This window comes from Microcoleus sp. FACHB-831, assembly GCF_014695585.1.
Taxonomy (GTDB): Bacteria; Cyanobacteriota; Cyanobacteriia; order Cyanobacteriales; family FACHB-T130; genus FACHB-831.
In genome coordinates, this window is sequence record NZ_JACJON010000068.1 from 210,053 (window position 1) to 222,230 (window position 12,178).

Genomic DNA, 12,178 nt, shown 5'->3' on the forward strand with positions numbered 1-12,178 from the left:
GTTGGAAATTAAATGCGCGTATTACTGCTTTATCCCCTATTTCCTAAAACGTTTTGGTCTTTTGAAAAAGTCCTGCAATTAGTCAATCGCAAAGTTTTGCTGCCGCCTTTGGGGTTGGCGACAGTGGCGGCAATTCTCCCCCAAGAGTGGGAATTCAAGCTGGTAGACCGGAACGTTCGCGACGTGACAGAAGAAGAGTGGGAGTGGGCGGAACTCGTTATTTTGTCGGCGATGATTGTCCAGAGAGAGGATTTGCTTGACCAAATCCGCGAAGCTAAACGGCGCGGCAAAAAAGTCGCTTGTGGTGGCCCTTATCCTACTTCTGTACCTTATGAAGCAACCGAAGCTGGTGCAGATTATTTGATTTTGGATGAAGGTGAAATTACCCTGCCGATGTTTGTCGAGGCAATTCAACGGGGGGATACTGGTGGAATTTTACGTTCTGGCGGTGAAAAACCAGATGTGACGACAACACCCGTTCCTCGCTTTGACTTGCTGGAATTTGATGCTTACGATGCAATGTCGGTGCAGTTTTCGCGGGGTTGTCCGTTTCAGTGCGAATTTTGCGACATTATTGTTTTGTATGGTCGCAAACCGCGAACTAAGGCACCAGAGCAACTGTTAAAAGAGCTAGATTGCCTCTATGAATTGGGGTGGCGTCGCGGCATCTTTATGGTGGATGACAACTTTATTGGGAATAAGCGCAATGTGAAGTTATTCCTAAAAGAGTTAAAAGTTTGGCAAGCGGAACATCAGTATCCTTTTAGTTTTAATACTGAGGCGTCTGTCGATCTAGCAGAAGACCAAGAATTGATGGATTTGATGGTTGAGTGCAATTTTAATGCGGTGTTCTTAGGGATTGAAACCCCGGATGAAGAAAGCTTGCAAATGACTAAGAAGTTTCAAAATAACCGCACTTCGCTGATGGATTCTGTGCAAACCATCACTAAGGCGGGGTTGCGGGTGATGGCAGGGTTTATTATTGGGTTTGATGGGGAGAAAAAAGGGGCAGGCGATCGCATTGTCCGTTTTGCTGAACAAACTGCGATTCCTACTACTATCTTCGGGATGCTGCAAGCTTTGCCCCACACTGCCCTTTGGTTCCGGCTAGAGAAAGAGGGACGATTGCTGGATCAAGCAACTGGAAACCAGTTTAACTTGATGAACTTTGTTCCAACTCGGCCTTTAGAAGAGATTGTCAGGGAATACATCGAAGCTTTCTGGCAGTTGTACGATGCTGAGAATTTCTTGGATCGCACCTATCGCCATTTCTTAATGTTGGGTGCGCCCAAGTGCAAGGTTCCGGGTAAATTTCCTAGCTTGGTGGATTTGAAAGCTTTGGCGATCGTTGTGTGGCGTCAGGGTATTAAACGCAATACTCGCTGGAAGTTCTGGCATCACTTGTTTAGCATTATCAAGCGCAATCCTGCCGTTTGGGATCATTACTTGACTGTCTGCGCCCACAACGAGCATTTCTTGGAGTATCGTCAGATTGTGCGCGACGAAATTGAAGGGCAATTGACTGAGTTCTTAGCGCATCAGAATCAGCAGGTAGTCCGCGAGGAGAGTGCTGTTTCAGTAGCCTGAAGAAGTAAAAGACGCGAAGCGTCCTGAGTGAAACAAAGGATATAAAAGTAAAAAGCAAAAGAAAGATAAAAGATTCTTTCTTTTGCTTTTTGCCTTTATTAGACCTCTAGTAACAGTAAAAAGCCCGCCAGGGGTTCGTGCTAAAGTTTGAAACCTCCTCCCGCGCGATCGCCCTCTTTTGGCTAGCATAGCCCCGCCTAGCGGCAATAGAACTTAAACCAAGCGCGATCGCTACTACCTACCTCCAAAAGCGCCTCAAATTACTCTAGATATATGCATTCTGAGATACAAAGCCGCCTCTACTCTTCCTTTCGATGTGCAGAAACTCATCTTAAACAAATCTTAAAATAATTCTAGAGATGGTTAGCAATCGCGAAAATTTTAGGCACTATAAAGGTATGAGTGACATGGTTTGCTCTGAATAAAACTTGATTTTATATACCATCATGAAAGTTCGACACAACCTCAAAAAACTTACCTCAAAACTTACCTCAATGCTTGAGCAAGCTGGATATCAGTTCCGTAAAACCACTGCGGGCTGGCATCTCCATAAAGGCAATATTTATTGCGGAAATCTGCAATACCAACCTATAAGAGGGTGGCAGGGTAGTGCCTTAAGTCACCTTCCTGCTGAGTTACTTGAACAACTCAAGAAGCTGTCATAATAAAGGATTCCATTATTATATAATTTGCGTTTTCTGGCTCCTACGCATCAATCAGCTAAAGTAGCGAGCAAGAAAACGCAAATTTTTGCATTATGCTCCAAAAACGTATCTTTACGCTAGGCATTTGCTTCTGCTTTGAGACGCTGCTATTTGTCTAATGCAAGGGCGATCGCAGGTTTTAACTATTACTTTAATTAATAATTAAATATCGCTTGGCCTGGATGCAAGTGTGGGAAGATCTAAACCTAGAAACCCACAAATTTTACAAGTAAAATCGTTAAGATTTACTAACAAAACTTATGAGCGCTTACTCGCGAATTCGACTTCTACCTTTATTCTCGCTACCACTGATTTCTCTGGCGATCGCGCCTAACCAGACACTAGCGTTAGATGAGTATAATGCGATCGCCGCCAACCAGCCTGATACATCTCACCTCACAACAGCGACTTCCACTCAACCACCCCTTTTACTCGCTCAAAACGTTCGCACGCGGCGCATTAATTTTGCACGGGGTCGCAGTTCAGCAGTTGTAGAAAACGCAGTAGTGCGGGGAGAAAGAGATGTTTACTTGCTAAATGCCAAAGCACGACAAAAAATGACAGTCAGCATCACTTCCCTTGAGAAAAATGCTGTTTTTGACATTACCAGTCCCAATGGAAAAACGCTACGGCAAGAAGCAACTAGCTGGAGTGGCGCATTGCCTGCAACAGGTCAATATAAAATTGTTGTTGGTGGAACCAGAGGAAACGCAAGCTACAAGCTACAAGTTGGGATAAAGTAATTAGAGTAAAATTGCCTGCCCTAAAAAAGTAATTAAATTACTTTTTTAGGGCAAAATTAACTAACCAATTGACCCGCGATCGCGCCTTGCAGGGCTAGTTACTCTAATACTTGTCACTTATTTTGTACCAGAAGTGTTGAATGTTAATAAAAATCCGATAGAAATAGCCCAACATATGGTAATTTTGGGCGAAGACTTAAAATATATTAGTTTGATTGTGATTATAAATTCATTTCCAAAAATTGTCAAAGATATACTGAGAAAACTGCCAAAAAACGATTATCCAGTATTGAACAGTCGTCTATTTTTTGAGTGCTGGCTATCCTATGCCCTGGATAACAGTTTAACAAGTATGCGAAATTTATTTAAAAGATTAAATAACACAGGATTTGAGGTAGATATTTCTACTTTCTCTAAAGCAAATTTATATCGAAGCCAAAAACAATTTCAAGAAATTTACCAAAAATTAAACGAATTAGTACAGAAAAAAGTTCAAAAAAAGTTACACGATAAATATGCAATTTGTCCAATAGATTCAACAATTATTAGTCTGACAAGTAGGTTGTTATGGGTACTAGGTCATCATCAAGTCAAGCTGTTCAGTTCCTTAAATCTCTCCACAGGAAGCCCATCAGATAACTTCATCAATTTTGGTCACGACCATGATTATAAATTTGGCTCAAAAATGATGTCTAATCTACCAATAAATGCTGTCGGAGTAATGGATAGAGGGTTTGCTGGATTGAAATTTATCCAAGAATTAGTGCAAGAAAACAAATACTTTGTTTTGCGAATTAAAAACAATTGGAAACTAGAATTTGAGGATGCAAGTGGATTAGTCAAAGTAGGTGCATCTGATGATGCTCAAGCCTATAGAGTCATTAATTTTTGTGATTTAGAAACTAAAACTGAATTCCGTTTAGTAACTAATTTACCTTCAGCGGGAGATGCAGCTGTTAGTGATGATGAAATTAGGGATATTTATCGATTACGTTGGGGAGTTGAACTCTTATGGAAGTTTTTAAAGATGCACTTGAAACTTGACAAATTAATTACCAAAAACGTCAATTGTATCACCATACAAATTTACGTTAGTTTGATAGCTTATCTGATTTTACAGCTTTTATCTATTCCCACACAATGGGGACATACACTATTAGATAAATTCCGCTATCTTCAATCTTGTATGTGTCAGAAAATCAGTTATGTTCATTGGTTTGAGGAGATGATGTTATGTTGACTAATTTAGGCTTTTTAGAGTTAGTGTAACTATCTATGTAAAGTTTTGTATCAGCATTCAACATTTCTGATTTTGTACCAATAAATAGTAAATAGCAAAAAGGTAAACCGGAAATATTTTCAGATTTACCTTTTTGCTCTTTACTATTGAATGTATTTATCCTTTTTAAGAAATTTTAAAATGTGGGCACCACTCTGGGACGAGATGTTGGCTTTTGGGGTAGGGGTCTTGTTTCAGGTCTGGCAGTAGGAACAGTTCCCCGCGTTGCAGGTGGTGCAGCTCCTGGTTTGGTAAAAATCACTTCCCTGACTGGAGGCTCTTGGGGCGGCTCTATTGGAACCTGTGGCAAGGGTAGCAAACGAGTGGGGCGGCTGCCGGAACTGCTTGCTACGGCATCATTTGTAAGATAAATGTGACCTAGCATTCTACCTTGATAGGTTCTTTTGGCAAAGCGCCAACCAGGTTCGAGAATAAATTTCATAAAGCCACTGGTCATGCCTTTGGTGCTACCAATTCTAATAGGAGGAATACTGCGATCGCGCAAGTTTGATCCTACGAGTACAACTTCACCATCGCCCTTCACAATGTTGAAGTCGAACTTCTGACCCATATCGGTATTTCCCATACGGATAGAATAGCCGTTGCTATCAGTACTGCGTCCGCAAATGTTTGTAAAGTCAAAGTTTAGTAGCAATGGTTCAACTCTAACGGGGGCCGAACCGTTTTCTCTCCAGCACGCTCGCCTTGATGATAACTGTTCGAGTACGAGCAGTTGGTAATTACCGCTACCATAGGGAACAGCTATAGCTATAAAGTTATCTGCATTTACTTCGGTTGAGTCAAAAACGTCAGCTTTTGCGGGGGTAAAAGTACCAAAAGCCAACAATGAAGCAATAGCCGTAGTGGCGAATAGTAGCCGATGTTTTGTTCGCATAAAGCTTGGCAGTAAGTTAATTAATTTTACCAAAGTAACAAGAGATATCCGGAGTAGGAGAACTTCATAGAAAATTTATAAATTAAACATGGATTGTTAATTGATAAATGTAAAGATAGCCAATTATTTAGCAGCACTGCGGACGAGGATGACGGTACTGGTAACACCCCGCGCGATCGCTTCTGGAATATTTCCTTTAATCGCCTGCTCTAGCAAACCCTCGCGGCTGGCTCCCAAAACCACCACATCAGATTTTTCTGTCTGTGCAAGATTAATTACCGCATCGGAGACAGAACCAGCGCGGACAGGAACCGCCATCACGCTCGCATTCAACTCGCGACTGAGAAAGTGTGCAGATCGTTCCAGTATCGTCGTGTCAGGCAGCAGTCTAGAGTGATGGAAAACTTGACACAGTTTGATTAAAGGTGAATCGTTCAAAAAAACTAGGGCGGGTAGGAGTTGCAAAGCATGCTCGGAGTTTGGCCCACCTGCAATTGGTACGAGCCACTTTTTAAAGGCTGAAGGGAGGAAGCAGAAAGATGGATTAACTTGACCTGCGGTATGCGACGCGCCTATTTTGACCAAAATCACGTCACAAGCTGCCTGTCGAATAATAGTGTCTACAACATTGCCAAAAATTCTACCTCCACCGGGCGGTTCGGCATTCCAGCCCATAAGCAGCATATCGATATGCTGATCGTTAATGCTTTCCAAAATAGAATTTGCTACATCGTGGGCTACGCGCACTTGGGTGTGAACTGACACTTGCAACCGCCGTCCCAAATTTTCTGCCAGCCGCAGCAAACGGCGGCTTTTAGCAGTCCTCACGGCAGTAGCAGCGGGATTGCTGTGGCGTGGAACTAGAACTATTTGGATGCAGACTAATTCAAAATTACGTTCTAGAGCGATCGCTCCTGCTATTTGTAATAATGCTTCAGCGGTTTGTGGATTGCTAAGAGGAACCAGCAATCTTCCTTTGCCTACCGCAGGCGATCGCGTTTGATACACTACATAAGAAGGCTCTGGCCGGGGGCCGATCTCAGTCTTGGCACCGTTCAACTTATCAGCTTCCGCTCTAATCAAGTCGCTGCGAGTAATAATTCCCACCAACTTCCGCCCATCCGTAACAGGCAACCTGCTAAGTTGATAGCGGTTAAGCAAATAAAGCACATCTGCCAAAGATGCCTCCGGGATAACCGTCACTGGCTTCGGCGTCATAACTCGTGCCAGGGGTATGTTTCCAGGTAGCTGACGTTCGGTGTAAAGTGCCAGGTCGGTTTGCGTAACGATTCCCACCAGCCTCCCGTTGGCATCCACGACAGGAAAACCCCGGTGATGCGATCGCGAGAATGCCTGCACTGCTTCATCCATCGTCATCTGGCTGCTTAGAGTTTCCACCCGCCGTTGCATGACATCTGTCGCCTTCAGTTCGCGCAGAGAGCCATCGATAGTTGGCTCTTTTTGTAGATCGATTCCATTCACCGCTAGCAAGCGGGTGTATAGCGACCCTTTGGCAACTTTTTCCGCTATCAGGTAAGAAACCACACAAGTTATCATTAGCGGCAAAACTAAGTTAAATTCTGTTGTCATCTCAAACACGATGACAATAGCCGTAATCGGAGCCTTGGTGACAGCACAAAAAAATGCCCCCATTCCAGCCAGACCGTAGGTAAGCGGTGTCCCAATTCCTAGCAGATGGTGTTGCAACACGCCGACAAGATAACCCAGAGAGGAACCAAGAATCAGGCTAGGCGCAAATAGTCCTCCCGGTGCGCCCGATCCAGCCGCAATAAGCGTAAGGATAAAGTGGGCAACAAAGGCAAGGGCGGTTAGTTTCCAGCTAGCTTCGCCAGTTATCAGGTATTCTCTCAAACCGCTGTTGTCGCGGAAGGCATCGGGTAGTAGGGCGATGATGATTCCAGACATCAGGCCAGCAAGTGCAACTCGCAGGGGTAAACTTAGCGAGAGACGGCGATATAAACTCAGGCTAGTCAAAACGCCATTATTAAATAGCGAACCAAATAATCCAGCCAGGAGACCCAGCAAGAGGTAAAAAGGAATTTCCTGAAGTGAAAAAGTTGTTTGATACTGGATTTGGTTCAGGTTGAGTTCCAGGCTGCGACCGCCCAATAACCGGGAGATGGAAGCACCAATGAACGAAGCAAGAATTGCCGCACCCAAAGTAAGGTTAGATAAATCCTGGAGCAGTTCTTCGATAACAAACAGCACGCCAGCCAGGGGGGCATTGAAACCTGCGGCTAGCCCAGCACCCGCACCAGCGGCAATCATTTGGCGGCGGTGATCGGGGGAAGTGGGAACCCAGCGACTGAGTTGAGCGGCGATCGCCGCTCCTATTTGTACGATTGGGCCTTGTATTCCCAAGGTAAGTCCTGACCCAAGGGTTAAAATCGCGCCCGCCATTTTAACGACAGCTACGCGCAAATCGAGCGCGATGAAACGGGCAGGCAGAGCTTGGGCACTAAGCGAGAGGGCGGCTTTGAGTTGAGGAATGCCGCCACCAGATGTTTCAGGGGCAAAGCGCTCGACCAGCCAGCCAGCCATTAGCCCGAATCCGATGCCGATGAGGGGTAATGAAACCCAAGCTGTGATGTGGTATGAGGTATAGACTCGCCACTGTCCTAAAGCGCCGACTCCAGTTTTGAGCAATACTGCTGCTAGCCCGGAGATTACCCCAATTAGACAGGCTTCTGCGATCGCCAGTTGTTGCCTTGGGAGCAACAGCGTTCTTAGATTATTTTGATTTCTGAATTTTGAGTTTATATAACCCAATTTATTTGTACGGTCGGCTTTAATCAACAGTCCCAAAATGACTGTTTTAAACCAACTGACCAAGCCGCCCCATATCCCTAACAATACGTTGTAAAGACGCCCATTTATGGTGTCTTTAATTTTGAGCTTTGAGTTTAAAGACTTTAGCCTCAACCTCGCCAATCTCAAATAATTCATAATAACTAGCTAATAGGTAATAGGTAATTGATCCGAAGAATTGCTAATAATTAATCGCTGCTATAGCGTTTATCGCTCCCATTCATACACTCGCTCTGTAGGAGGGCAAAGCTTTGTACCCATACAGATGTATAGAACCGAATTTAGAATTGCTATAACGATGTCCTATTAGGCAATATCAATTACCAATTACCAATTTACTAAGTCTTTCCGGTGACAGACAATCCCTCTACAATCACAGACGGCGTTAGCACTGGCCCGTTCCAATCGGCGTCGTCTCCCAGCGCTACCAACTGTTTCAGCGCCGTGTAGATGTTTCCTGCAACCATCGTATCCTTGACGCGCCCCACAATCTCACCCTTTTGCACCCGGTAGCCGAGGTCAACGTTGATGGAAAAGTCCCCAGAAATACCAGTAGCGCCGCCTAGCATCTGGTCTACTATCAGTCCCTCATCCATTTGCGAAATCAAATCGATTAGCGAACCTTTACCCGGATGTATCAGCAAGTTAACTAAACCGGGGGTGGGATAGCTGCCCAAACCGGGGCGAAAGCCGTTTCCCGTACTGCTGGTTCCCAAGGCACGTCCTGTCATCAAGTCGGTGTAAAACATCTGCAATACGCCTTCTTTGATGAAAACCAAGTGCTGAGTGGGACTGCCTTCGTCATCAAAGGGACAGCTAAAAGGGCCAACTTGTGGTTGCTGGGATATCGTGAGGCTGGTGCTGGTGACTTGCTTGCCTTGGCGATCGCTCCAAGGAGAAGCGCCTTCGAGTACTCGTTTGCCATTCACGGCGGCTTGCACGGTTTCCCAGAGCATATCTGCTGCTTTGTCTGTGAACAAGATGGGTATGCGTCCCGTAGGAGGGGCGACGTTTTCTAATGCCCACGACAAGCGCTGCAAGATGCGCTGGGTTAGCGTGGCAACATCCAGTTTATCCCGCGCTTGTTGACCATCGGAGACGCTGAGAAAGTCTTCTCCTCGCACCCATTCTGCCGAGAGATAACAACTAGCAGTAGTGTCCGTATAGCGGCAATCTAGTCCTTCGGAGTTGAGCAGCCGCGTAGTTTCTATTTCGCATTCCCATTGGGCGGTGCAAAGTACTTCTGGGTAAACTTCGCGAACCATCGCGATCGCTTCTTTGCCCTGTTTTACCATGCTCCCAACTGGTATTGTTTCTCCTAAGTCTGGATAAACACAGTCGCGATTGGTAATTAGTTGTACTTGTTCGGGTTCGTTGAGTGTCGAGAGCGCGATCGCTTTATCTACTAAAGCTTGAGGTTCAACTGGCCCGTAAGCTACAGCCAAACCCGGACGCCCGTCAACCCAAAGACGCAAGGTAGTACCTTCAGATTGGGCGCTTTCGAGTTGTTTGAGGCGGTTGGCTTCAAAGAACACAGGATAAGAAAGCGATCGCGATTGGTAAACATCCGCTGCTTGTGCGCCTGACTTAGCGGCTAGATCCAACAACTGTTCTGCTAATGATTCTTCTGGCGAATTGTTCATGGGTTCTTAGGTTCATGGTTCATAGTTCATAATTCATGCTTCATCGCAATGAGCAAGGAGCAATAAACAATGAACAATTAACTTATGCCAAATTCAACTCTTGCATTAGCCAGAACCCAGCAAAGGATTCCGCCTGCGGGTCGGACTGTACAGCTATAAAATGTACCGTGTTGGCTTTCTTCTTCGCCTCCTCAAAGTTCTTTGCTTCCATAATAATTTTTGGATCTTTGATGTTTGCTAAAATCCAGCTGTCAAATGCCCCTGTTTCTAACAACAATCTAGAGTTTGAGCCACTATCAAATTTTAGGGAAGCTGGTTCGATTCCTGACATCCAACCAGCCAGAGCCAGCGCTCTGGGGGAGAAAATTATCACGCCTGGAATTATGGCGTCAGGCGGTAAAGGTTCTCCTTGTGCGTCATAAGCTAGCTGCAACGGGAAAGCTTCGCCAAAGGCAACTTCCCACTCGTCCATTTCTGCTAATGCCGCTGCTTCCAAGCTAACAAACGCCCACTGCTGGCCGATTAAGGCATCTGGCAGGCGGGCTGGTGCGGTTTTTTCTAATTGGACGGATGGCATGTTGCCCGGTTGATAATTGGGATGTTTAGGATATATCTGCTGCATCCGCTCTTGCAGCCACCCGCGCAAGGCATAAACCCTGCGGCTGGGAATTGCTGGAATGCCCAAGTCTTCGCAGGCTTTGGCAATCATGTTAGTCATCTGCCGACGGAAGAAGCGGATTTTTGTGGGAGCATAGCCGGATTGCGCGATCGCTTCCTCTATTGCCTTCCGCAACCAAACCGAGTTTACTTCCGTACTGGGACAGAACTTTGCGTACCGCAATAGGGACTCTGGTTGCGCCATAGTTCGCAACGGACTCTCGCACACCAAAACTTCCCAAATTTTTTTGTTGTCCTCGTCCACAATTGGGCGAGAGTAAAAATCTAATTCCCAAACTGTTCCCATGCGGCTGATAGAATCTGGCTATTTTAAAACTTTAGGCTTCGACCTTGGCTTTAGAAGGTTCTAAATTTATAGTCGTAGTGCCATTTCCATCATACGGGCGAAGGGGGTTGCATAGGCGATCGCCTATCGTCTCTATTCGCTGTCCAAAACTATGTCCCCTTGCTCTCCTTAAAACTACCCAAATTTTTCCCTACTGGGAATCCCTTCACTTGGTTGGTAACGGAATGTGGTATTATGCCTCAAATTGCCAAGCCCCGCTAAATAATCCCTATCAGGGTTTAAATTTTGACGTGCGGCTCTCTAAGTCTTTATAGCAGTCCTAAGTAATTCGCGAAGGCGAGATACCCGACTTCTTAAAGAAGTCGGGTATCTGAACGTTCTATATTAAGCTCTATTACGGGTTGAAATAAACAACAAGTCACTCACCGGATTGCACTTTACTTGCCCCACATAAAGCTCTCCCGCTTCGGTTGTTTCCCCAGATGACTTTGTGTTAGCTCGTCGCGGAACTTGCCTAATTTGACAGACTTTTTCTAGATAATACTCTCCTTGCTTGGGGCGAGGCCCTTGCCAAACTGAACGTAGTTTTAAGTTATATCCAGAACCTGCGGATGATACTTCATATTTCAATACCCACCAAAAATCTTCTTCTTGCGGTTTAAGTTCTTTTTGTGCTTGCTTCCTAATAACTTCAAGTGTAATTTTTTTATTTATCAACCATCGCTCCACATCTGGCCAAGCTCGATTATTAAGTTGGTCTCTCAACTTAGGCTCTAAAGAATTGAGTATTAATTTTCCTCTGGGTTCTAACTCGGATGGCGTTCCTATTCTTACTAAAAAAGCACTTTTTTGTAAATTATCTAGTAGTAGTAATGTGGGATATTGTTCTACCCAGCTTTGCAGCACAAAATAAAATTGCAACCAGCAACTTATCAAAAGATTGCTTGCCAGTAAAATTACTATTCTTGGCCTAACTGATAGTGGCGGAAATCTAAATTTTAATCCAGGAGCAAAAAAGTCAGGAATGCAGGCAATAATTGCCGAAATCGGTGGCCAAAAAATCAAAGCTATGGAGCTTCTTCCTTCTGTCCAGTTACCAAATATAAAAATACATACTAATGCACCTGTAAACCAAGGCCCAACAGAGAATCCCGCAATTTTTGGAGGGTTTACGATTGTCGCCCAGTTTACCCCTGTTATTAAAAATATCCAGCCCATAAACGCTAGAATGTTTTGGACTGGCTCTGTGGATAAAGATGACATTATCCAGGAAAATATAGACAACCAAATTAGGGTTTGCCAAGAAAAAGCTCTGGGTGGCGTTAGTAGCTTTTGTATTTCTTTAAAAACATTAATAATAACTTCCACTTTAACTGTTTATTAGTTATTAAAAAGTTACGCTTGGGCTAGACTGTGGTAGGCTGATACAGAAAAGAAATTGGTCATTGCCATTTCGATTTGACATTTTTATTTATACTATTTTAGTTTATGTTTGTGGGTGGTTTGAAATTTATTACGATACCTAATTGCAATG

9 protein-coding genes are annotated in these 12,178 nt (G+C 44.5%); 4 read left to right on the forward strand and 5 right to left on the reverse strand.

The annotated features are described in order from the left end of the window. Window positions 1-12: 12 nt before the first annotated feature. From H6F77_RS21285 to H6F77_RS21300, 4 genes are all read left to right on the forward strand, one after another. Complete coding sequence (locus tag H6F77_RS21285) at window positions 13-1,587, forward strand: B12-binding domain-containing radical SAM protein (protein ID WP_190490916.1); 1,575 nt, start codon at window positions 13-15, stop codon at window positions 1,585-1,587. A gap of 446 nt (window positions 1,588-2,033) precedes the next feature. Next, window positions 2,034-2,252: a hypothetical protein gene (locus H6F77_RS21290; protein WP_190490917.1), complete on the forward strand. Its 219-nt coding sequence runs from the start codon at window positions 2,034-2,036 to the stop codon at window positions 2,250-2,252. A 299-nt stretch (window positions 2,253-2,551) separates the two neighbouring features. After that, window positions 2,552-3,034, forward strand: a complete 483-nt coding sequence (locus H6F77_RS21295; RefSeq protein WP_190490918.1) for a hypothetical protein — start codon at window positions 2,552-2,554, stop codon at window positions 3,032-3,034. Window positions 3,035-3,251: 217 nt separating this feature from the next. Further along, complete coding sequence (locus H6F77_RS21300) at window positions 3,252-4,274, forward strand: IS4 family transposase (RefSeq protein WP_190491048.1); 1,023 nt, start codon at window positions 3,252-3,254, stop codon at window positions 4,272-4,274. A 175-nt stretch (window positions 4,275-4,449) separates the two neighbouring features. Here H6F77_RS21300 and H6F77_RS21305 read toward each other — a convergent pair whose 3' ends face one another. The 5 genes from H6F77_RS21305 to H6F77_RS21325 all read right to left on the reverse strand — a co-directional run bounded on the left by H6F77_RS21305 (window position 4,450) and on the right by H6F77_RS21325 (window position 12,012). Further along, window positions 4,450-5,208 carry a DUF3747 domain-containing protein gene (locus tag H6F77_RS21305; RefSeq protein WP_190490919.1) on the reverse strand — a complete coding sequence of 253 codons (759 nt, stop codon included), beginning with the start codon at window positions 5,206-5,208 and terminating at the stop codon, window positions 4,450-4,452. Between the two features lie 123 nt (window positions 5,209-5,331). Next, on the reverse strand, window positions 5,332-8,175 hold the full coding sequence (locus H6F77_RS21310; protein WP_190490920.1) for a chloride channel protein: 2,844 nt from the start codon (window positions 8,173-8,175) through the stop codon (window positions 5,332-5,334). Window positions 8,176-8,375: 200 nt separating this feature from the next. Next, on the reverse strand, window positions 8,376-9,680 hold the full coding sequence (locus tag H6F77_RS21315; protein WP_190490921.1) for a TldD/PmbA family protein: 1,305 nt from the start codon (window positions 9,678-9,680) through the stop codon (window positions 8,376-8,378). An 82-nt stretch (window positions 9,681-9,762) separates the two neighbouring features. After that, window positions 9,763-10,644: a Tab2/Atab2 family RNA-binding protein gene (locus H6F77_RS21320; protein WP_190490922.1), complete on the reverse strand. Its 882-nt coding sequence runs from the start codon at window positions 10,642-10,644 to the stop codon at window positions 9,763-9,765. 384 nt (window positions 10,645-11,028) lie between these two features. Continuing rightward, complete coding sequence (locus tag H6F77_RS21325; protein ID WP_190490923.1) at window positions 11,029-12,012, reverse strand: DUF5357 family protein; 984 nt, start codon at window positions 12,010-12,012, stop codon at window positions 11,029-11,031. Between the last annotated feature and the right edge of the window lie 166 nt (window positions 12,013-12,178).